Origin of the sequence: Capillibacterium thermochitinicola (assembly GCF_013664685.1) — a bacterium.
Taxonomy (GTDB): domain Bacteria; phylum Bacillota; class UBA4882; order UBA10575; family UBA10575; genus Capillibacterium; species Capillibacterium thermochitinicola.
In genome coordinates this window covers 22,541-44,273 of sequence record NZ_JAAKDE010000008.1, presented here as the reverse complement: position 1 = coordinate 44,273, position 21,733 = coordinate 22,541, and the positions used below count along the sequence as shown (strand labels likewise).

19 protein-coding genes, 1 pseudogene and 1 riboswitch are annotated in these 21,733 nt (G+C 52.7%); of the genes and pseudogenes, 2 read left to right on the top strand and 18 right to left on the bottom strand.

The window, feature by feature from the left end; genetic code table 11:
- Window positions 1–6 precede the first annotated feature (6 nt).
- Window positions 7–1,911 carry a type I glutamate--ammonia ligase gene (locus G5B42_RS04355; RefSeq protein ID WP_331274037.1) on the bottom strand — a complete coding sequence of 635 codons (1,905 nt, stop codon included), beginning with the start codon at window positions 1,909–1,911 and terminating at the stop codon, window positions 7–9.
- Between the two features lie 346 nt (window positions 1,912–2,257).
- Between G5B42_RS04355 and G5B42_RS04350 the strand changes: the two genes are divergently transcribed.
- Window positions 2,258–3,178, top strand: coding sequence for a cation diffusion facilitator family transporter (locus tag G5B42_RS04350; RefSeq protein ID WP_181339233.1), 921 nt, complete (start codon window positions 2,258–2,260; stop codon window positions 3,176–3,178).
- 24 nt (window positions 3,179–3,202) lie between these two features.
- On the opposite strand, the gene G5B42_RS04345 is transcribed toward G5B42_RS04350, so the two are convergent.
- From G5B42_RS04345 to G5B42_RS04300, 10 genes and pseudogenes are all read right to left on the bottom strand, one after another.
- Window positions 3,203–3,805, bottom strand: a complete 603-nt coding sequence (locus tag G5B42_RS04345) for a P-loop NTPase family protein (protein ID WP_181339232.1) — start codon at window positions 3,803–3,805, stop codon at window positions 3,203–3,205.
- A gap of 207 nt (window positions 3,806–4,012) precedes the next feature.
- Window positions 4,013–4,876, bottom strand: a complete 864-nt coding sequence (gene prmC / locus G5B42_RS04340) for a peptide chain release factor N(5)-glutamine methyltransferase (protein WP_181339231.1) — start codon at window positions 4,874–4,876, stop codon at window positions 4,013–4,015.
- On the bottom strand, window positions 4,873–5,955 hold the full coding sequence (prfA, locus tag G5B42_RS04335) for a peptide chain release factor 1 (RefSeq protein WP_181339230.1): 1,083 nt from the start codon (window positions 5,953–5,955) through the stop codon (window positions 4,873–4,875). Before prfA ends, prmC begins: the two co-directional genes overlap by 4 nt.
- 20 nt (window positions 5,956–5,975) lie before the next feature.
- Window positions 5,976–6,884, bottom strand: a complete 909-nt coding sequence (locus G5B42_RS04330; RefSeq protein WP_181339229.1) for a DUF1385 domain-containing protein — start codon at window positions 6,882–6,884, stop codon at window positions 5,976–5,978.
- A gap of 183 nt (window positions 6,885–7,067) precedes the next feature.
- The gene (rpmE, locus tag G5B42_RS04325; RefSeq protein WP_181339228.1) at window positions 7,068–7,274 is read right to left on the bottom strand and encodes a 50S ribosomal protein L31; all 207 of its coding nucleotides are present in this window, start codon (window positions 7,272–7,274) and stop codon (window positions 7,068–7,070) included.
- A 92-nt stretch (window positions 7,275–7,366) separates the two neighbouring features.
- The gene (metK, locus tag G5B42_RS04320) at window positions 7,367–8,551 is read right to left on the bottom strand and encodes a methionine adenosyltransferase (protein ID WP_181339227.1); all 1,185 of its coding nucleotides are present in this window, start codon (window positions 8,549–8,551) and stop codon (window positions 7,367–7,369) included.
- Window positions 8,552–8,606: 55 nt separating this feature from the next.
- Window positions 8,607–8,709: riboswitch (SAM riboswitch) on the bottom strand.
- A gap of 76 nt (window positions 8,710–8,785) precedes the next feature.
- Window positions 8,786–9,785 (bottom strand): annotated as a pseudogene (gene pfkA, locus G5B42_RS04315) (6-phosphofructokinase).
- 36 nt (window positions 9,786–9,821) lie between these two features.
- On the bottom strand, window positions 9,822–10,790 hold the full coding sequence (locus G5B42_RS04310) for an acetyl-CoA carboxylase carboxyltransferase subunit alpha (RefSeq protein ID WP_181339226.1): 969 nt from the start codon (window positions 10,788–10,790) through the stop codon (window positions 9,822–9,824).
- Complete coding sequence (gene accD / locus G5B42_RS04305) at window positions 10,787–11,686, bottom strand: acetyl-CoA carboxylase, carboxyltransferase subunit beta (RefSeq protein WP_181339225.1); 900 nt, start codon at window positions 11,684–11,686, stop codon at window positions 10,787–10,789. Before accD ends, G5B42_RS04310 begins: the two co-directional genes overlap by 4 nt.
- A 104-nt stretch (window positions 11,687–11,790) precedes the next feature.
- Entirely contained in the window at window positions 11,791–11,997 is a 207-nt protein-coding gene (locus G5B42_RS04300; RefSeq protein WP_331274042.1) for a putative signal transducing protein, read from the bottom strand.
- A 265-nt stretch (window positions 11,998–12,262) separates the two neighbouring features.
- Here G5B42_RS04300 and G5B42_RS04295 point away from each other — a divergent pair, with 265 nt between their 5' ends.
- Window positions 12,263–13,315, top strand: coding sequence for a lysylphosphatidylglycerol synthase transmembrane domain-containing protein (locus G5B42_RS04295; protein WP_181339223.1), 1,053 nt, complete (start codon window positions 12,263–12,265; stop codon window positions 13,313–13,315).
- On the opposite strand, the gene ylqF is transcribed toward G5B42_RS04295, so the two are convergent.
- The 7 genes from ylqF to folD form a co-directional block, all read right to left on the bottom strand.
- Complete coding sequence (ylqF, locus tag G5B42_RS04290; protein WP_181339222.1) at window positions 13,290–14,135, bottom strand: ribosome biogenesis GTPase YlqF; 846 nt, start codon at window positions 14,133–14,135, stop codon at window positions 13,290–13,292. The two genes, G5B42_RS04295 and ylqF, sit on opposite strands and share 26 nt — an antisense overlap.
- 132 nt (window positions 14,136–14,267) lie before the next feature.
- Window positions 14,268–15,155 (bottom strand): site-specific tyrosine recombinase XerD, encoded by an 888-nt coding sequence (gene xerD, locus G5B42_RS04285; protein WP_181339221.1) that lies wholly within the window; start codon window positions 15,153–15,155, stop codon window positions 14,268–14,270.
- 133 nt (window positions 15,156–15,288) lie between these two features.
- Window positions 15,289–15,927, bottom strand: a complete 639-nt coding sequence (gene spoIIM / locus G5B42_RS04280; RefSeq protein ID WP_181339220.1) for a stage II sporulation protein M — start codon at window positions 15,925–15,927, stop codon at window positions 15,289–15,291.
- A gap of 102 nt (window positions 15,928–16,029) precedes the next feature.
- Window positions 16,030–16,566, bottom strand: coding sequence for an NUDIX domain-containing protein (locus tag G5B42_RS04275; RefSeq protein WP_181339219.1), 537 nt, complete (start codon window positions 16,564–16,566; stop codon window positions 16,030–16,032).
- A 27-nt stretch (window positions 16,567–16,593) separates the two neighbouring features.
- Window positions 16,594–17,703, bottom strand: a complete 1,110-nt coding sequence (locus G5B42_RS04270) for a DUF3866 family protein (protein WP_181339218.1) — start codon at window positions 17,701–17,703, stop codon at window positions 16,594–16,596.
- A 186-nt stretch (window positions 17,704–17,889) separates the two neighbouring features.
- Window positions 17,890–20,598 carry a pyruvate, phosphate dikinase gene (gene ppdK, locus G5B42_RS04265; protein WP_181339217.1) on the bottom strand — a complete coding sequence of 903 codons (2,709 nt, stop codon included), beginning with the start codon at window positions 20,596–20,598 and terminating at the stop codon, window positions 17,890–17,892.
- 241 nt (window positions 20,599–20,839) lie between these two features.
- Entirely contained in the window at window positions 20,840–21,709 is an 870-nt protein-coding gene (gene folD / locus G5B42_RS04260) for a bifunctional methylenetetrahydrofolate dehydrogenase/methenyltetrahydrofolate cyclohydrolase FolD (RefSeq protein WP_181339216.1), read from the bottom strand.
- Window positions 21,710–21,733 lie beyond the last annotated feature (24 nt).

Below are 21,733 nucleotides of genomic sequence, written 5' to 3'. Positions count from 1 at the left end.
TTTTTTTTATAAAAGATTCTTTTTATATTCATTGTAAAGCTGTTTGACCTTTTTCATCTCGGCGTCAATCTCCAGCTGTAAACGGGAGGCCAACGAATAATTCTTCTCCGCAATAGCCCGCCGTAATTGGGTAAACAAAGAGGTGTAATCAGGCCGGTCTTTCAGCAACCGGCAGCGCAGGTCATGCACCCGCTGCCAGCGTTCCTCGTCCAGGGCATTATGGACCGCCTGTTCGTCCCGGGACAGACTCCGGATCACCTCCGCATTTTCCGGAAGAATGCGGTCACAGAGTTCGGTCATCCATTGGTTGAGCATTGCCAACGAATAAGACTTGATGATCTGTTTGGTAAACACATCGCCTGCGGTTAAAACCGCGGTTTTCTCGGGATAGCGTTCCAGATTGGCCAGTGTCTCCCAGACGGTGGCCGGCGGAACACCAAAGCGGCGGTCCCGCTCCTCTTTGGTGTAGGCTTCAAAAACATCCTCCTCGCTCCGGTAGGCACGGTCGGTTTCCAAGTAGACCGCCGGTTCCCCCGGGTTTTTGGAGAATTCCCGCTCCAGTTCGGCACTGGTCCGCCCGCTGGTCAGGGCATACGTAATTCCGTCCAACATCCCTTGGTAAAGAGCAGCCAACGCCAGATAATTATTGGAGTGGGGGTTGGGCGACCGGACCTCAAAACGGGTCGCCGCCGGGTTGTTTTGTTCCCGGATCAAACCGACCAACACGGTACGGTTCCGTGAAGGAAGCGTAACATCATGGCCCACCGAGGCGACTATACAGACCGGTGCTTCAAAACCGGGTTGCAGGCGGTTGAAGGCATCATTGGACGCGGTAATGAAGGCTCCAATGGCCTCGTAATTTTTCAGAATGCCCATTAAAGCACCCCACCCGATTGGGCTCAAAAAGTCCTTGCTCAAATCGGCCGGGGTAAATAAATTCCGGACCGAACCGTCCTTAAGTTTTGCCGACAAGCCCACATGGGCGTGACCGCCGCTCCCGGCGACCCGTTCCATGGGTTTGGCCATAAACGTCACTTCCAGCCCGTGGCGGCGGAAAGCCTCTTTGATGACGATCCGCGCCAACAACTGATTGTCGGCCGCTTGGAGGGCACTGCTATAACGCCAGGTTACTTCCAGTTGTTCCATCACATGGGTTAATCCCCCGTCTTGCCCAATCTGCGCGGTAACCCCGCCGACTTCCTTGTGGCCCATCTCCGGTTCCAAGCCGTAGGCCTCCAACAAAAGGAGGGAGTATTCCAGAGCGGTCCGGACCACACCCTTGGTCCGCTTCCAATACTGTTCCTGCAAAACCTGGGAAACCGTCAGTTGCTCAATATCCGCCTTTTCATTGGGGGTTTTAACCCAAAACTCCAGCTCGGTAGCGGAGGTTAATAGGATCTCTTCGATTTGGTCAGGCATAATCCCCATCTCCAAAAGGGAGGCGGGGTGCCGGCGGATTAAATCGATCAGTTCCCGGTTCACCCGTTCCTCCACCCGCCGCAGAACCGACCGGGAATCGATCCGTTTGGTCCCGTGGATGAGAAAAGAAGGAATCCGTAAAGTCCCGACCGGTAAACGGGTTTGGGGGTCAAGATGCTCGTAGTTGTAATCGACAAACCATTTAACCGAGGTATCGGCCTCAAAATCGACTTTCCCGTCGTTTAAAGTGGCAATTCCCGGCAAGACCACACTGGAACCGTCGGTATGGATCTCACCCCGGAAAAACTTATCCGCATCTTTCAGAAAAACGGCCGTTGGAATCTTGGCATCGGTATCGTTCCCGCCAAGATCCACCCCCACCATCGAAACAAATTTAATCTCCGGCCGTTGGTGCAAAATTTTTTTCAAGATTTCCGGCTTACACTGGTCGGGGGTGATATAGTAAAGTAGCTGCGCAGCCAAACTTCTCACCTTCTTACGAATACAACTCTGCTTCCCGCCTGATTAAAATTACATTTAATTATAACATGAAGGCGCGGGAACGTCATTTAAAAAAAGTTAAAAGCGGCGTATAAACCGGTTGGTTCTACATATAATATAAATGCCCTCTTCTCAAGGAATCAAGGGCAAAAAAAGAAAGAACCCGGTTCTGGTGACCGGGTTCTTTCTTTTTCTCCTTTGAATTGAATTTCCTGGCATATTATTCTTAGTGAATTAATAATATATGCTTAATACGAAAAATAAAGGATTTTCGCCCGCACTGGCCAATAATGGACATAAACCAAGATCCCGTTAAAAACGGTTGGAGGAGTGAATTTTGGAGCAACGCTTAAAGCAGATTAAAACGGCCTCGGCCGTCGGCATTATAGGCAACACGGCCCTGGCCTTGGTCAAAGTAGTTCTCGGTTTTCTCGCCGGCAGTTTAGCCGTGGTTGGTGACGGGGTGGACAGCGCAACCGATGTTTTAAGCTTTATTATCATCTTTTTCGCCCTGAAAATTATGGCCAAAGAACCCGACGAAGAACATTCCTACGGCCACTACCGAGCGGAAGCCCTCGCCACCCTCTTTATTGCCTTCATGATCCTCTTCGCCGGGGTCCAACTGCTCATCTTCGCGCTGACCAAGATCGTTACGGCCGCCGCGAACCCGGTCCCTTCCCCGCTGGCCGTGGTGGTCAGTTTTGTCTCCATCGGCGGCAAACTGTTGCTTGCCCTTTACCAGTTTAAAACCGGGCGCAAGACAGAAAGTGCCATGCTGATCGCCAATGGCCGCAATATGCTGGCCGATCTCTATGTTTCCGTCGGCGTCCTTTTAGGCACGTTTGCCACGATTACCCTCCGGATCCCTGTGATCGATCATTTGGTGGCCATGTTCATTGCGGTCTGGATCATCTGGACGGCCGTCCGGATTTTTCTGGAGGCCAATACCGAATTGATGGACGGAGTCAAGGATACCTCCATCTACCAAGCGGTCTTTGACGCCGTGGACCAGGTGGAAAATGTCGCCAATCCCCACCGGACCCGCATCCGAAAGCTGGCCAATCTCTATCTCATCGATCTCCATATTGAAGTCGACGGGACACTTACCGTCGCGGAAGGGCACCGGCTGGCCATGGAAGTGGAACACGTTTTACGGCAGAAGATTGACAACCTTTATGATGTAGCCGTACACGTCGAACCCCTTGGGAACATGGAAAAGGAGAAATATGGGCTGTCACCCCAAAAATTAACCGACTAATAGCTTGCAAATACCCGCGATTACCTAAAACGACGACAGTTCCGGGAAATTGGGGGGATACGGCAGGATGCAGCTCTCTTCAACATCATGATAACCAAAAAGCTTAAGCACCCAGCTTCGCCAATTGTCGAGCCCTACCCCACTCCGGCAGGAGAGCTTCAATAAGGGAACACCGGGATTAACCGTCCTGAGCCGATGCTGAAAGCGAGAGACGGAAAAATTAGTAAACGGCAAAAGATCGATTTTATTAAGGACGACCAACTCCACTTCTTTGAACAGGCGGGGGTACTTTAGCGGTTTCTCATCGCCTTCGGTGACACTGAACACAAAGACCCGCAAATAATCATCGTTGTTCTTCGGCAGCGAGTAGCCGGTGCGACCGGAAAATTCATAAAACACAAGTTCCCGCTGGTCATCCGGTGACCCGGTGTCCGGAACCTCTAAATTGCCGTTGTTCATTACCGCCGGAATCCCCGCCGCGCGAAGCCGTTCCAGGTCAAAAATGGCTTGTGGCTGGTTATAAACGGCCCGAATCGTCAGCCGTCCGCCGAGGGTCTCGTGGGTCCGCCGGATCAACTCCGTCTTTCCGGAGCCGATGTTTCCTAACAAATAAACAATCTTCGCCATCAAATCACCCCTTTCCGTATTTATTATTACGCAAACACCCCATTTTTAAGCAAAAAAATGGCTTTACAGGACAATCTTTCCTGTAAAGCCATTTATCTGTCTTTAACCCAGGTGGAACGGGCCGTTTTTATTCTTTATTCCACCGGTTTAGGATTTCGTCTTTCCCTAAGACCACCATGGTTCCGGGTAAAATTTGTGTGTCACCAATCAAGAAAGGTTCCGTTGACAAACGGCCACCCGTGGCCATCCGGAATAATCCCGATAAGATAGGACAGTCGTATAGCCGGCGGCCTTCGCCAGTTTTTCAATCTCGGGAAACTGGTCATACCCGTGTTCCAAAGCCAGAAACCCATCTGGTGCCAAATAGGCAGGGGCTTCGGCAATAATCCGGGCGATCACCTCGGTCCCGCTCGGACCGCCATCCAAAGCCTGCCGCGGTTCATTTTGGACTTCCGGGGCCAAAGTTGGGATGACTGCGGTCGGGATATAAGGCGGGTTCGTAATAATACCGGTGTAAACCGGCCGGTCGCAGCCGGCCAGGGCTGCAAAGAGATCGCCGCAGTAAAAATCGATCCGGTCCGTCAGCTTGTGTGCTTCGGCATTGGCTGCGGCCACTTGCAAAGCGGCCGGTGAAACATCAACAGCATCAATCTGAAAAGCCGGTAAGTAATGCGCCAGGGCGATGGCAATCACACCGCTGCCCGTTCCCAATTCCAAAAGACGTCCCTTGCCCCGCGGCCGGCACAACTCCACCGCCTTTTCGACCAGGATTTCGGTCTCCGGCCGGGGGACCAAAACGTCGGGGGTAATCTGAAACTCCCATTTTAAAAAGGATTTTTTCCCTGTAATGTAAGCCAGCGGTTGCCCGGACAAACGCCGGCGAATCAGTTCCTTATAGGCACTGATCTCGCCGGCGGTCAATGGACGGTCGCTGTCAATATACAACCGGATGCGATCGGTCGCCAGGAGATGGGCCATTAACAATTCTGCTTCCAGCCGGGGCACTTCCAAACCCCGTTTGGCAAAGAAACGAGCCGTTTCCCGCAGCACTGTCTCTACGGTCAGGCTCATGCCACTCCGCCCTCATTTATCGCCTGCAATTTCTCAGTCTGTTCCGAGAGACGCAGCTTCGAAATTAACTCCTCCAAATCGCCGGCGATTATGCTGTCCAAGCGGTAAAGGGTTAAATCGATCCGGTGGTCGGTGACCCGGTTCTGGGGGAAATTATACGTCCGGATGCGCTCGCTCCGGTCACCGGACTTGACGATACTCCGCCGGGTGGAAGCCAATTCTGCCTGTTGCTCCTGTTGCAACTTGTCAAGAAGCCGCGCACGCAAAATTTTTAGGGCTTTTTCCCTGTTTTTATGCTGTGATTTCTCGTCCTGACAGGTAACCACCATGCCGGTGGGCAGGTGGGTAATCCGCACCGCCGAGTCGGTCGTATTGACACTCTGTCCACCGTGGCCGGAAGAACGGTAAACATCGATCCGCAGGTCATTGGGGTCAATCTCCAGTTCAATCTCTTCCGCTTCCGGGAGGACCACCACCGTGGCCGCCGAGGTATGGATCCGCCCGCCGGTTTCGGTTTCGGGAATCCGTTGGACCCGGTGGACTCCACCCTCAAATTTTAATTGGCTATAGGCACCCTTACCCTCAATCATAAAGATTACTTCTTTAAACCCGCCCAGCTCCGTCGGGCTGGAACTCATTACTTCGATGCGCCAGCCCAGCTTCTCCGCATAACGGGTATACATGCGGAAGAGATCGGCGGCAAACAAGGCGGCCTCATCGCCCCCCGTCCCCGCCCGGATCTCAACCAGCACGTTCTTTTCATCATTGGGGTCCTTGGGGAGAAGCGCCACTTTCAAGTGGTCTTCGGCCTCTTTCAGCTGCCGTTGGAGGCTGGCAATCTCCTGTTCAAGCAGTTCGGTTTCCTCCGGATCAGGATTTTCCTTTAACAACTCTTTCGCCGCTTCAAGATCGCTTTCCAACTGGCAATAACGCCGATAAGCCGTAACAATGGGCAGTAATTCGGCATGGCTCTTTCCTAATTTGCGCATCTCTTCCGGATTGGCGGCAACCGCCGGATCCGCCATGCTGCGCTCGAGTTCATTAAATTTTTCGTTAAGCGCCTTCAGTTTGTCAAACATCAAACTACCTCTCCCACCATTTACGCCTCTTGTTGATTAAGCGGCAAAACATTCGTACTATTATTCTCCAACGCCAGAACTTCTTTTAACGCCAAAATGGCCACTTCCAACTGATCGTTATCGGGTTCGCGGGTCGTTAACCGCTGCAGCATCAAACCGGGCCAGCTCAGAGCCCGCCATAAAAACATCGACTGGTGTCTACTGGAAATTTTTATGATCTCGTAGGAAACGCCGGCAATTAAAGGCAACAAGAGAATCCGCGAGATAAAACGCATCAGCAGCGTCTGTTCACCAAGGAAGGAAAAGAGTACCGCGCTGACCACCACCACATAGAGGAGAAAACTAGTTCCACAGCGGGGGTGCAACGTCGACTTTTTGCGGGCGTTTTCAATGGTCAACTCTTCACCCGCTTCGTAAGTGTGAATCACCTTATGCTCGGCGCCGTGATAGGCAAAGACCCGTTGGATATCGGAGAGTAATGAGATTACCGTAATATAAAGGACCAGAATTACCGCCCGCATAAGTCCTTCAAAGAGATTGCGCCACAACGTTCCCGGCAACACCCTGGCCACCAACCCGCGAAGGAAAAGCGGAAGAGCAATAAAGAGAACGATGGTCAAACCAATCGCAAAAAGCACCATCAGCGTCATCTCCCAAACGGAAAGCTCTTCGCCTTCACTCTCCATTACTTGGTTGGCGGAATACTGTAAAGCTTTTAATCCGAGCACCAGGGATTCCGCCAAGGCAACAACCCCGCGGATAAACGGCAAACGGAGAACCGGGTGTTTTCGGGTATACGAGCCTAAACTCTCTTTAAAGACACAGGTTTCTTTATTCTCTTTCCGCACGACCACCGCGTAGTGGTGCCGGCCGCGCATCATGACTCCTTCAATGACCGCCTGCCCACCATACTGGTAATTTTCCGCCACCAGATCACCCCTTTAGAAAAGAGCTCTCGCCACTTATTGCTGGTCACCCGTCGTTCATCGGTATGATTTTGTTTGTCCGTAATTGTTTTCATCGCTCGTCGGCATGTGCGACGAACGTGCGCGACATGTAACCAGGTGGCTGACACATAGTTTAAAACAGAGCAGATCTGCTCTGTTTTAAACTTACTTTCCGGCTTTCTCCATTCTTTTCTGGAATTTTTCGACCTGGCCACCAGTGTCAATAATCTTCTGTTTCCCCGTAAACAAGGGGTGGCATTTTGAACAGATCTCAACCCGGATCTCTTTTTTGGTTGACCCCGTCTCAAAGGTTTCGCCACAGGCACAGGTCACGATTGCTTTACCATACTGCGGATGAATATTTTTCTTCATCAGGGTTCACCTTCTTATTGAATTTTGACTATGTCATTATAACACAGGCTTGGGTTTTCCGCAATAATCCCTCTTCGCCCGTTCTTACCGTCTTAACAACCGGCCTTTTTCTTTAAAACCTCAACTTTGTCCAGGCGTTCCCACGGCAGATCCAGGTCGGTCCGGCCAAAATGCCCATAACTGGCCACCTGGCGGTAGATCGGCCGCCGCAGGTCCAGGTTTTTAATGATCGCCGCCGGACGCAGATCAAATACCTCCTGGACCAGCGCTTCCAGTTCACCCGAAGGCAAAAGACCGGTTCCGAAAGTATCAATGGTGATCGAGACGGGTTTCGCCACCCCGATCGCATAAGCAATCTGGATTTCGCATTTCCGGGCCAGCCCGGCCGCGACAATATTTTTGGCCACGTAACGGGCGGCATAAGCACCCGAACGGTCCACTTTCGTCGGGTCCTTCCCCGAGAAGGCCCCCCCACCATGACGGGCCATTCCACCGTATGTATCCACAATAATCTTGCGGCCGGTTAACCCGGTATCCCCTTGGGGACCGCCCACCACAAAACGGCCGGTGGGATTGATATAATATTTGGTCCTCTCATCCAGGTACTCCGCAGGAATGACTGCTTTAATCACTTCCTCACGGATCCCTTCTTCCAGGGCGCTCCGCTCCAGATTTGGGTTGTGTTGGGCGGAGACGACAATGGTTTCAATCCGGACAGGGCGGTCTCCTTCGTACTCCACCGTCACCTGGGTCTTCCCGTCCGGACGGAGCATGGGCAGAATCTTATTTTTCCGGACATAAGCGAGCCGCCGCGCCAGGCGGTGGGCCAAAGCAATCGGCATCGGCATAAACTCGAGAGTTTCATCGGTGGCGTAGCCAAAGACCATCCCCTGGTCCCCGGCACCGATGGTGCTCTCCTCGTCCTTCGAGCCGGTTTTCACCTCTAAAGCTTGGTTGACACCAAGCGCAATATCGGGTGACTGTTCGTCAATGGCGGTCAAAACCGCACAAGTATCCCCATCGAAGCCATATTTTGCCCTGGTGTACCCAATCTCTTTCACCACTTGCCGGGCGATCTTCGGGATCTCCACATAGCATTTGGTGGTGATTTCGCCCATGATTATGATCAAGCCGGTCGTTACCGCCGTTTCGCAAGCGACACGGGCTTCCTGGTCCTCCGCCAGAATAGCATCGAGAATGGCATCGGAGATCTGGTCGCAAATTTTGTCCGGATGACCTTCGGTCACCGATTCCGACGTAAACAGACGACGTTCCAAATTTCCAACCTCCTTTAAGTCAACAAAAAACCCTTCGTTCAGGAAGGGTTGAGGATACTCATCTTCCAGAAACTGGAGGGAATTAGCACCGTTTGGAATCCTGTTCCAAGGTTGCCGGGTTTCATCGGGCCCCTTCCCTCCACCGCTCTTGATGAGTAGTTTATTAATTTTAATTTAGATTATAAAGCTTTTATAGCGACACGTCAAGCGTCCCCAAGGCCTTGTTTTTGGGAGTCAGGTTGTAGCTAAGACTTCGATTAATTGGTATAATTTGGGGTCAATCTGTTTTTTGCGGGCAATCGCTTCCTCCATCGGCGATACCTTAAGCTTGTGGTCGACCCAACCAACCATCATATCCTTTTCCCCGGCCAAGAGCAGTTCAACGGCTTTGGCGCCAAACTGCGTCCCCAAAGTACGGTCAAGCGCCGACGGCGAACCGCCCCTTTGAATATGGCCCAAAATCGTAACGCGGATATCCTTTTTGACTTTCAGGTTGATATAATTGGCCACCTTAAAGGCGGCGCTGTCGTAGATGGAAATACCGGTCAACGGCTGGCCAAACACCCCTTCCGCTACCAACACGATACTATGGCGTCGGCCAACGGTATTCACCTTTTGGATCAGATTGACCACTTGATCCAGGTCCGGTTGGATCTCCGGAACCAGAACCGCATCGGCGCCTCCCGCCAACCCGGCATAAAGCGCAATAAATCCGGAGTTCTTGCCCATCACCTCCACGACATAGACCCGGTCATGGGACAGGGCCGTATCGCGGATTTTATTGATCGCATCCAGCACCGTATTCAAGGCCGTATCGAAACCGACGGAAAGGTCGGTACACTCAATATCATTATCGATCGTCCCCGGGATCCCCACGGTGGTGAAACCCAACTTGGACAGCTCCCGCGCCCCCCGGAAGGAGCCATCCCCACCAATCACGACAATACCGTCGATGCCAAGGTCGTGGAGTTGTTTGGCGGCCTTTTCCCGCCCCTCCTCTGTCCTGAACTCCTGCGACCGGGCGGAGTGCAAAATGGTTCCCCCCCCGGTGAAGAATATCCGAGACCCCCATCGACGTCAGTTGGATGATCTCACCCGTGATTAGCCCCTGAAAACCCCTGATGACCCCAAAAACCTCACATCCGGCTTTGATCGCAGTTAAGGTCGCCGCCCGGATCGCCGCGTTCATCCCGGGAGCATCGCCGCCGCTGGTGATAATCGCTATTCTTTTCATGTTTATATACCTCCTGTATAACTGCAGAATAATCCCTTATTCTTCAAGATAACGACCAAGCCGCCGGAATTTTTGATAACGTTTGGTTACCAACTCGTCGGGATCCATATCAATAATTGCGTTCAGATTTTCCAGGATCCGCTCTTTCATTGTTTTCGCCATTTCCTCCGGCGCCGTATGGGCGCCGCCCAAGGGTTCAGGGATAATCTCATCAATCACGTTGACCGCCAGGAGATCATTGGCCGTGATCCGTAAAACTTCCGCTGCTTCCGCCGCTCTTGACGCGTCTTTCCAAAGAATGGAGGCGCAACCTTCCGGTGAGATCACGGAGTAATAGGCATTCTCCAACATCAAGATCCGGTCGCCCACCCCGATCGCCAGCGCCCCACCGCTTCCACCCTCGCCGGTGATGACGACAACAATCGGCACCTTCAATCCCGTCATTTCCTTAATGGCCTTGGCCACTGCCTCGCCCTGCCCTCTTTCCTCCGCTTCTTTACCGGGATACGCGCCTGCCACGTCAACAAAGGTAATGATCGGCCGTCCGAACTTTTCCGCCTGTTTCATCAGGCGGATCGCCTTCCGGTAGCCCTCGGGATGGGGCATCCCAAAATTACGGTAGATATTCTCCTTTGTATCGCGGCCTTTCTGGTGCCCCAAAATCGTGACGGGGATGTCTTCCAAATAGGCGAGACCACCGACTAAGGCCGGATCATCACGGTACAACCGGTCACCATGCAATTCAATAAAGCCATGAAAAATATGATCAATATATTCTAAAAAAGTAGGCCGTTTGGGATGCCGGGCAATCTGTACTTTTTGCCAGGGGGTCAAATTCTTGTAAATCTCCGCTTTTAAACTGCGGGCTTTCTCTTCGATCCGCGCAATCTCTTCCGACATGTCAATCTGCTTTTCTTCGGCAAAAAGGCGAATTTCTTCGATCCTTCTTTCCAGTTCCTTCAACGGCCGTTCAAATTCCAAACTATACTTGCTCCCGTTTTTCATTGGTTGATCACCCTTTTCCGTCTCTGGTGGTAGCGCAACAGCCGGGCAAGAGTATTTCTGAGTTCCTTACGGTTGACGATCATATCAATCATCCCGTGCTCCAAGAGAAATTCGGCCCTTTGAAAACCGGGCGGAAGGGTTTCGCGCGTTGTCTGTTGGATGACGCGGGCACCGGCAAAACCAATTAACGCCCCCGGTTCGGCGATGATAATATCACCCTGCGAGGCAAAGCTGGCAAAGACACCGCCGGTCGTCGGGTCGGTCAAAACCGAGATGTAAAGCAAACCCTTCTCGGCCACACGGTTTAAGGCCTGACAGGTCGCGGCCATCTGCATTAAAGACAGGATCCCCTCATGCATCCGGGCCCCACCAGAAACGGCAAAAGTCACCACAGGGAGACCATGCTCGGCCGCATACTCAAAGATCCGGACCAGCTTCTCACCGACGGCCGACCCCATCGAGCCGCCGATAAAACTGAAATCCATAACGCCCAAAGCCAGGGGAACGCCCCCAATGTTCCCCACCCCGGTGACGACCCCTTCCGACAAATCCGTCGCCTTCCGCACCTTCTCCAGCTTTTCTTGATAGCCGGGGAAATTAATCGGATCACAAGAAGTAATATTAGCAAATAATTCCTGAAAACTGCCCGGATCGAGCAGGTAATTGATTCTTTCCCAGGCGCCGATGCGGAAGTGGTATTGGCATTTGGGGCAGACCTTGAGGTTTTTCACAAGATCTTTATGATAAATCATTTGGTTACATTTCTCACATTTTACCCATAAACCATCGGGAAGCTCTTTCTTTACGGAATCGGTCGAGGGGAGCGCGTGATCCGGAACCTCCCGTTGTCTGATCGTTACATACTTTTGTTTAGAACGAAAGAGATCTTTAAACACCCAGTTATCGCCTCCTTCTTCCTCAGGCTCAATCAACGGACGAAAGATCATTTCCGTATAGTTTAACTCTTTCAAGTTATTGTTTATTCCCCATCACTTCTCTCTTATTCACAATACAAACGGACTTGCAAAGCTTGGTTCAAGACTTCCTGTGCTTCTTCAATCTCCGCTTCGGTGACCAGGATCTCGTAGTTGGTATAACTTCCTTCCGAACGTAAACCAATCGGCCGGAGGCGAACCAGGATCCCTTCGGTTTCCATGTAGTCTTTAATCCGGTAAGCCGTCGTTTGGTTCGGGGCCACGTACAGCACTGTCCACAACTTCCATACCTCCACAATTGTCAATCTTGACGGGAAAAGTTACCTATCATATGTTTTTTCGCCCTGACGTCCTATTTTCCTGCACCAAAGAAAAATTACTCCGGGACTCCCCACCATTGCTTATATCTTTTGCCAGCAGGAAAAAAGGGTTGGCAAAAAGAAAAGATCAATATAATTCAATTTGGAAGAGACACACTAACATGCGGATAACCGTAAACATATAGAAGTTCATGTGTTTATTGGGGGTTTATCCATTTTGACCACGAAAAAAAGGTTAACGCCAGGCTTGATCCGAAAAGGAATAGCGATCACGTTTATCATCGGCTTGTTCACCATCGTCGGCCTCCTTTTTTCGTCTACCACCCCGGCCACCTGGCGCAGTCTCCGCATGATCCATCCGAAAAACATCTGTCTCATGGTGGGGGTCGTTGTCGTTTCGTGGTTGGTGGAAGGATGGCGCGTAAAAACCATCGCCTATCTTTTGGGTGAACAAATCAGCTTCCTGGACACCCTCCGCATCAACCTGGCCACCATCTTTTCGGGTAATATCACCCCGCTGTATTCCGGTTCAGTGCCAACCCAGGTTTACCTCCTGCATCAGCAGGGCATTTCCATCGGCAAGGCCTCGGCCATTGTCACCATTCGCGTCACCTTCACCAGCCTGCTGGTGTCGATTGGCGGTCCCTTCCTCCTTTTTCTGTTCCGGGGAAAACTGTTAAACGAGATTGGCCTTGTCGGCCTGGCCGGATTCCTTAATTATATCATAATCGGCGCCCTGATCTTCGCCGGTGTTCTCCTTTTCTTTCTCTTCCGGCCAACCAAGGGCTCATTTCTGATCAAAAAGTTTTTCCGGCTTAAACCCGTCCAAAAAATCCTCGGTCCGAGCGCGGAAACCTATTGTCAAAAGCTCCTCACCGAATGGGAAGAGTTTCGGGCAAGTTTAAGCACGCTGGCAAAGGATAAGATCCTTCCGCTTTTGTTCGTGATCTTCTTGACCCTCTGTTCCTGGTTGTCCACGCTTTTGATGGCACCGGTGGTCATGATGGCCTTTGGCGTCAACATCCACGGGAAGATCTTCCGTATCCTGCTCCTGGAGTACGTCATCTATTTCTTACTCTCGTTTGTCCCCATTCCGGGCGGCAGCGGGGTGGCCGAGATCGGTTTCTTCTCCCTCTTTGCCATTTATCTTCCCAAACACCTGCAGGCCATCTCGGTGACTATCTGGCGGCTTTTGAGTTATTACCTTAATACCCTGGTTGGCGGGGTCTGTTTCCTCCGCCTGTTCACGGCAAAACATGAGAAGCACTAGTTGTTTCCAGGGTAATGGCCCCCAGTTTCCCCTGGCGAAAATCATAGCCGATTAATTCGGCCGTCCGTCGCAGGTCGACTTCACCACCGCGGCGGAGGCAACCGCGGCGTTTGCCAATCACCTGCAGGACAGAATAGGGTTCTCCGGCCACCTCCGGTGGCGTGAGACCATAATTACTCTGTAAGGCAACCGGGTAATTTTCTTGTAGCCAGCCAAGCAAATTGAGGACCAACTCTTCCGGATCGAGGTTCTCCGGCTTGATGGTCCCAACCCACGCCAACTTCAAACCGGTCTCCACATCGCCAATCTTCGGCCATAACATCCCCGGCGTGTCCAGGATCTCCCATTTTCCCCTTTTTACCCACTGCCGACCCCTGGTGACGCCCGGCCTTTCCCCGACCTGCGCGGCGCTTCGTCCTGCTAAACGGTTTAAAACAGAAGACTTCCCACAGTTTGGTACCCCAACGACCCCCAACCGCCAGATGGGCTTCGGGGCCAAAGTTTCCCGTCCTACCTGGTTGATCAGGTCTTCCAAAGCGGCAAGCTGCTCTCCGGTCCGGGCATTAAACGGGATGACCCTCTCCCCGGACAGCCGGTAGTAATTAACCCACTGGTCGGTCGCAACGGGGTCGGCCAGGTCAACCTTGTTCAACAGTAAAAGACGGGGTTTATTCTTGGTTAAACTTATTAAATCCGGATTTCGGCTGCTTTTCGGAATCCGGGCATCCGTCACTTCTATGATAATATCCAAAAGCGGCAGAATCGCCTTAAGCTCACGCTTGGCTTTGGCCATATGCCCCGGATACCACTGAATTTCCACTGTTCTCCCCCCTCTGCCCTTTCAGTTTAACCGTAATCCGATTCGTTGTTTCCTTTGGAATTCCTCCCATAAAAAGAAACACACCCTTTTTACAAAGCGTGTGTTCCATATAACTTCGTTTGTCGGTCCGTTCTAAGCACGGGGATGTGCTTTTTCGTAAACATTCTTTAATCTGTTTTTCGTCAGATGGGTATAGATTTGGGTTGTTGAGATATCGGCATGGCCCAGCATTTCCTGGACTGCCCGTAGATCGGCACCGTTCTCCAATAGATGGGTGGCAAAGGAGTGTCTGAGCGTATGGGGAGTAATCAAATCTTCCGCCCCGATCATCTCCGCATATTTTTTGATAATCTTCCAGAAGCCCTGTCTGGTCAAACCATGCCCATGGTGGTTTAAAAACAGAGTGTCTTCCGCCGGATCGGAGGCTAAAAACTTACGGGCGTGCTCCAGGTAAAACCGGAGATACTTGACGGCCACTGTCCCTAGGGGCACGATCCGCTCCTTCGATCCTTTCCCCACACACCGGATGTAACCTTCTTCCAGGTTAACATCGGAAATTTTAAGCGAAACCAATTCGGTCACCCGTAAACCGGTCGCATATAGCACTTCCAGCATCGAACGGTCGCGAATTCCAGCCGGGGTTTTCAAGTCCGGCTGCTCCAGGAGTTCTACCACTTTTTCCACCGAGAGCACCCGCGGTAATTTCTTTTCCTGTTTCGGGGCATCCAGATTGATTGTTGGGTCACGCTGGATAATCTGCTCACGGACGAGAAAATGGTAGAAAGCCTTGATCGCCGCCAGCGAACGGGAGATGGTTGAAGCAGCCCGTCCCTTGGCTTGTAAATAGAGCAAGTAGCCGCCGACCGTTGCTTGGGTGGTTTCTTTTAGCGCAATACCCTTTTTTTCGCTCAGATAATCAAGATATTGGCGCAAATCCCTCCCGTAAGATTCCAGGGTGTTAGGAGCCAATCCTCGTTCCACCGCAATATAGTTATTAAATGCTTCCAAGTAATCCTGCAAATTTGGTCAACCCCTTACCCATAACGTTGTCGTCGCTTTCCTTGTCTTTCAAAGTCTTTCAAATATTTTTCGACATCCCGTTTTGAAAATCCTTTTTTCATTTTACGAGAAAGATTTCCAAAGCATGAAGGGATCAGAACAGTTTGGCCACCCAATAAATGAACATGGGGGAGACAAACCCCTCGATCAAGCCGGAAACGGCTAGGATGACCATGGCCAGACCGCTAATCCCGAGCCCTTGAAGTAAATCGAGGGAAACTGGCCGGCTCACCTGGCCAAACCGGCTGCGCAGAAGAGCACCGGCCAGATCAATATTGGCCACCCCGGCCAGCATCAAAGCCGGGATAATAAGGACATAATGGGGAAAGACCGAAGTGACGGTAAAGAGGAAACCTTTACCCGCCAGCTGTTGAAGGAGAAAGCCAATGGTGAAACCAAGAATGTACCCTTTGGCAAAGAGTAAGAACAGGATCAGAGGAACCCCGATGACGCTGATCCCCAACAGGATAAAGAAGAAAACCGTCTTTAAATGATTAAAGATGGCATTACCCGCCAAAACCGCGTCGGTGACCGGCGCGGCCTCCTGTTTCATTCCTTGGAAGAAAAACTGGATATACTGCAGCAACTCGGTCTTCTGTCCGTACTCTAAATTTTGAGCGGAGAGGGTCCCGAAGACAATACCCATGGTAAACAACAAACCAACCAGGATAAAAAGAAAAAGCCGCTCTTCAATGTAGAGACCAATTACCCTTCGCCACCTCCGCAGAAACAACGAAACCACCTCCTTGTCCCTGTAACTAAATATTATGACGGCAAAGGAGATGGTATGACCTTTGCTTCTCCTACCGGCTGCACCATCATTTCCCCATGGCTCTTAGATCAGCCCCTGTAACCGGGCTAATAAAAAGGCGGTTACGGTCTTACCGTCTTGAATCTGTCCCTCCGCAATACGCTGAAAAACTTCGGCCACGGGGAGCCGTAGACAATTAATGAACTCCTCCGCATCGGGATGGGCGGCTCCCGGAACCGGGTCCTTGCAAAGATATAAATGGATCACTTCATCGGTGAAACCGGGCGTGGTCACCACCGCCCCGATCTTAACAAACTCACCCCCCACCAAACCGGTCTCTTCACTCAGTTCCCGGATGGCACAGTCCAAAGTCGACTCGCCGGGATCGAGTTTTCCGGCGGGAATCTCCAGCATCACACGGCCCAGCGGATAACGAAACTGCCTGACCAGAAGGGTCTCGCCGTTTTTAAAGACGGGAATAATTGCGGAGGCGCCCGGATGGTTAATCCATTCGCGGAAGGCTTCTCTCCCGTCGGGCAGCTCGACCCGGGTCCGTCGCACTTTCAGAAGGGTCCCGTCAAAGACCAGTTCCTCGTCGCGCTTTTTTTCGACCAAATTCATCTGCCTCACCTGTTTCACAAATTAGTTTTATTCGGTTCCCAGCCAAGCTGGTAGTCTTGCCACCCCGCCGTGAAGATGGTGGGCGGCCAATACCCCGGCGCCGGCCGCCGCCTCAAAAAACGCGGGGTCCTCCCGGACAGACCGGCCCATGGTTTTGACCTCCAGATGACGGGCGGAGAGCAAAGACTCAACCGCCGGAATTTCCACCTCGTATAAACGGTGTTTACTGACCCCGCTTTCCCGGAATTGGCGGGTCAGAATCCGCCGTTTTTCTTCATCCCACCGCGGCAAACCCAACGCCACCGGGGTCGCGGTCAGCTCCCCCAAGACCGTTTGCGTGTGGTGGCTCAGGCCCCAGTGCCGGGGGCGCTGGTCGGCAAAACTGATCCGGGGAATGGCAATCGGATAACCCCCCAGTTTCGCTACAGCTTCCAGAATGTAGGCCTGCTCAATCCCGGAAAAGCCGTACTTGGTGCCGGTCCCGACGATCCCCGGTCCCATGGCAACGATGATCAGATCGGCGGCCGCCACCGCCTTGGCCGCCACCAAACCCGAATAAACGTTAACCGCCTCCAGATCCCCACCAAAGGCATGACCGGAGGTGATCGTTTGGGCCAGCAACCCCTGGTCTTTTAATTGGCGGACCAGATTGCTGAAGCTTAAGGGTAAAGCCGCGCCGTCGGTCATCAGGTAAACGACCCGCCGGCCTGGTAAGACCGCATGAAAGGCCAGCACCGCCGGGGCGATCATGCTGTGCAGCGTCCCTACGACAACCGGCGTGCCCGCCAGGGAGGTAAACCCCTTGATCCGCTCGTGCATCACCGAACCTTCTTCTTCAACCGCCGCCACCGCCACTTGCCACGGGGTATAACGCAGTTTCATAATATGCCCCGGCGGCGTATATACCCGTTCCAGACGCCCCTCGATGCCTTGGACAAAATGGAAACCCCCGGTCCCCAGGTTCAGGTCGACCGCGGTCGTATTTAACCAGACCCGGTCGCCGACCCGGACCGCTCCGGTCAACGGCGGGTAAGCGATGGCTTTTGCTTCCACCCCGTCAATTTCTACGGTCATCTCTTGGTAGGTGGGGAGAGCCCGGATCATCCGCACCACGGTTCCCAGCTTGCTGCTGAACATCTTTCCCCTCCATTTTTCGGCCTTTTCTGGTGTTTTCCTGCCGGTGATAACCTTAAGATCCTATTTTCCCCCTCCTGTCCACTAACCAATCAAAAAAAGAAGGCCAAGGGCGCTTCGTTCACGCCTTGGCCTTCTTATCGTCCGATCCTTTCCGGTATTTGATTCCGTCTTGACGGATCAGTCGTCCTATTTCCGGCGCGGATTCTTCAGTTCCGCTTGGGCGGCGGCCAACCGGGCAATCGGTACGCGGTACGGCGAGCAGGAAACGTAATCCATGCCGATCTTATGGCAGAACTCGATCGAACTGGGATCGCCACCGTGTTCGCCGCAGATCCCAACTTTTAAGTTGGGCCTGGTCGCCCGGCCTTTGGTCAACCCGATCTCAAGGAGTTGCCCGACACCCTCTTGGTCCAGTTTTTGGAAGACGTCGTCCTTGAGGATCTTCTGCTCGACGTAGGTCGGGAGGAACCGTCCGGCGTCGTCCCGGCTGTAACCAAAGGTCATCTGGGTCATGTCGTTGGTCCCAAAGGAGAAGAAATCGGCATACTCCGCAATTTGATCGGCAATTAAAGCCGCCCGCGGCAGTTCGATCATGGTCCCGATCAGGTACTCCAGTTTGACCCCTTCCCGGGCCATAACCTCCTCGGCCACCTTCACACTGTACTCCCGGATCTTTTGCAGCTCGCCGGTGGTACCGACCAACGGGATCATCACTTCCGGAACGACCTTCTGCCCTTTCTTGGCAAGGGCACAGGCGGCTTCAAAGATCGCCTGGACTTGGGTGGCAAAGATCTCCGGATAAATAATACCGAGACGGCAGCCGCGGAAGCCAAGCATCGGGTTGAACTCGCTCAGGGCATTGACTTTTTCGATTACCTTCTCCACCGGAATTCCCATCTCTTTGGCCATTTCTTCCTGGCCTTTCCGGTCATGGGGGAGGAACTCGTGGAGCGGCGGATCAAGCAGCCGGATGGTCACCGGTAGATCCTTCATGGTTTCGAAGATCGCGATAAAATCAGCTTTTTGGTAGGGAAGGATCTTGCTCAGGGCTTTCTTCCGGGCTTCGCCGTCCTCCGCCAGGATCATCTCGCGGACGGCCTTAATCCGTTCAGGCTCGGGACCGAAGAACATGTGCTCCGTCCGGCAGAGCCCAATACCCTGGGCCCCGAAATCACGGGCCACTTTCGCATCATGGGGTGTATCCGCATTGGTCCGTACCTGCAAGGTCCGGACCTCGTCCGCCCAAGTCATTAAGGTCTGGAAGCTACCGGCAATTTCCGGTTCAACCAAGGGAGCTTGCCCGAGAATGACATCACCGGTGGAGCCGTTCAAGGTCATCCAATCGCCTTCCTTGAAGACATGACCATTGATGGTCACCTTCTTATTGGCTTCATCCACCACGGCTTCACCGCAACCGGCGACACAACATTTGCCCATTCCCCGGGCTACCACCGCCGCATGGGAAGTCATCCCCCCGCGGGCGGTGAGGATCCCCTGGGCCACATGCATACCGCTGATATCCTCCGGTGAGGTTTCCGTCCGCACCAGGATCACTTTATGGCCTTGTTCATGCCAGCGTTCGGCGTCTTCGGCGGAGAAAACCACTTGCCCGACGGCCGCACCAGGGCTGGCCGGCAAACCTTTACCCACGATGGTCACCTTCGCCTTCGGATCAATCATGGGGTGTAAGAGTTGATCCAGTTGCTCCGGTTCCACCCTGAGCAGCGCGGTTTTCTTATCAATCAAGCCCTCTTCGACCATGTCAACGGCAATTTTAATCGCCGCCTGACCGGTCCGTTTACCGTTTCTGGTTTGGAGCATATACAATTTCCGGTTTTCAATGGTAAACTCGATATCTTGCATATCTTTGTAGTGTCCTTCCAGCTTCTTGCGGAGTTCCAGCAGCTGTTGGTAACACTCGGGCATATACTCTTCCAGGGAAGGATACTTCGCTTTGCGCTCCTCTTCGGAGATGCCGTTTTCCTTTGCCCATTGTTGCGAAGCGGCCAAGCTAATCTCCTGTGGTGTTCTAATCCCGGCCACCACGTCTTCACCCTGGGCGTTGATGAGGAACTCACCATAGAAGACATTTTCCCCTGTCGACGGGTTACGCGTAAAGGCAACCCCGGTGGCCGAATTGTCCCCCATATTCCCGAAGACCATGGCCTGGACGTTAACGGCCGTCCCCCACTCCTCAGGGATCTTGTGCAGCTTCCGGTAGGTGATCGCCCGCGGGTTCATCCAGGACAGGAAGACCGCGTTGATCGCTCCCCGTAACTGCTCCCAGGGATCAGTGGGAAATTCCCGGTTCAAATTTGCTTTGATCCAGGCTTTATACTGAGCAACCAAGTCCTTCAGATCTTCGGCGGTTAATTCGTTATCAAGGGTAACGCCCCGCTCTTTTTTCTTCTCTTCGATGATGGCCTCAAACTTACTGTGGTCGGCACCAAGCACCACGTTGCTGTACATCTGGATAAAACGGCGGTAACTATCCCAGGCAAACCGCTCGTTCCCCGAGCTCTTGATCAACCCTTGAACCGTTTCATCATTCAAGCCCAGGTTCAAAATGGTGTCCATCATACCCGGCATCGACACCCGGGCGCCGGAACGGACCGAGACGAGCAAGGGATTGTTCACATCACCAAAACCCTTCCCCATGGCCGCTTCGACTTTTTTCATGTTTTCGCGGATCTCTTCCTCCAACCCGGCAGGCCATTGTCTATTGTTTTGATAATAGGCGGTGCAAACCTCGGTCGTAATGGTAAACCCAGCCGGCACAGGAATACCCAAATTGGTCATCTCGGCCAAGTTGGCCCCTTTGCCGCCGAGAAGGTTTCTCATCTCAGCAGTGCCGTCGGCGCGACCGTTGCCAAAAAAATAGACATTTTTCGACATGCTACTCCTCCATTCTTATGTATAAATTAACCATGAAATTCATGGTAGGTTGCTTCATCCAATATTCCTATTTTCCCCATTTTTTCCGGGAGTAATCCTGGGTTCTGATTTTGTTGCTACGTTAGCAGCTTCATTTGTTTTGGAGCTTTGGCAGCGCACCTGCTTGTCCCCGTTCATGGCCTAGTCACCGGTTTTTTGAAAAAGATCCACTAAGTAATATACTGTATTCTTACAAAAAAGTCTAGTCTTTTGCTAATTTCTCTCCGTATTGTAATAAAACGGCTTCCACTGTGTTTTTCATCAACATGGCAATGGTCATTGGTCCGACGCCGCCGGGGACCGGGGTAATGGCCCCCGCTACCTCCTGAGCAGACGAAAAATCGACATCACCGACGACTTTTCCGGAAGGCAAGCGGTTAACCCCCACATCAATCACCACCGCGCCGGGTTTCACCATTGTTCCGTCGATCAAACCGGCTTTCCCCACGGCCACCACCAGGATATCGGCGCGCCGGGTCACCGTGACCAAGTCCGGTGTCCGCGAGTGGCAGACGGTAACTGTCCCGTGCTCTTGCAGCAGGAGATGGAAGACGGGCTTGCCCACGATATTGCTCCGCCCGACCACCACGCATTCCCGGCCTTTGACCTCAACCCTGCTGGCTTTGATTAACTCCATAATTCCCGCGGGGGTACAGGGCCGGATTCCGGGTTCCCCCCGGAGCAAACGTCCCAGATTAACCGGGTGAAAACCATCCACATCTTTCTCCGGTTTAATCCGGTCCGTGATCTCTTTCTCCCTTAGCGGAGCGGGCAGCGGGAGCTGAACCAGAATGCCATGGACATGCGGATCCGCATTTAGCCGGTCGATGAGAGTCTCCAGTTCCTCCTGGGTCGTGGTGGCCGGTAAACGGTAGACTTCGGATTTAATCCCCAGTTCTTGGCAGCTCTTTTCCTTGTTGCGCACATAAATCTGGGAAGCCGGGTCGTCACCGACCAACACCACGGCCAGACCGGGAACAATGCCGGCAGCAGCCAATTTTTCCACTTCTCCTTTAACTTGCTGCTTAACCTCATTCGCCAGCGCTTTTCCGTCGATGATCTTGGCGCTCAAAAAATCGCCTCCTTAGCCTTCTTA

What these genes read in the sequence shown, in the direction of transcription:
- G5B42_RS04345 (WP_181339232.1), bottom strand. Translation starts at nt 3,805, where the DNA reads ATGGCGAAGATTGTTTATTTGTTAGGAAACATCGGCTCCGGAAAGACG.
- rpmE (WP_181339228.1), bottom strand. Translation starts at nt 7,274, where the DNA reads ATGAAGAAAAATATTCATCCGCAGTATGGTAAAGCAATCGTGACCTGT.
- G5B42_RS04275 (WP_181339219.1), bottom strand. Translation starts at nt 16,566, where the DNA reads ATGAATTTGGTCGAAAAAAAGCGCGACGAGGAACTGGTCTTTGACGGG.
- G5B42_RS04270 (WP_181339218.1), bottom strand. Translation starts at nt 17,703, where the DNA reads ATGTTCAGCAGCAAGCTGGGAACCGTGGTGCGGATGATCCGGGCTCTC.
- ppdK (WP_181339217.1), bottom strand. Translation starts at nt 20,598, where the DNA reads ATGTCGAAAAATGTCTATTTTTTTGGCAACGGTCGCGCCGACGGCACT.
- prmC (WP_181339231.1), bottom strand. Translation starts at nt 4,876, where the DNA reads ATGAGCCTGACCGTAGAGACAGTGCTGCGGGAAACGGCTCGTTTCTTT.
- G5B42_RS04310 (WP_181339226.1), bottom strand. Translation starts at nt 10,790, where the DNA reads ATGAAAAACGGGAGCAAGTATAGTTTGGAATTTGAACGGCCGTTGAAG.
- prfA (WP_181339230.1), bottom strand. Translation starts at nt 5,955, where the DNA reads ATGTTTGACAAACTGAAGGCGCTTAACGAAAAATTTAATGAACTCGAG.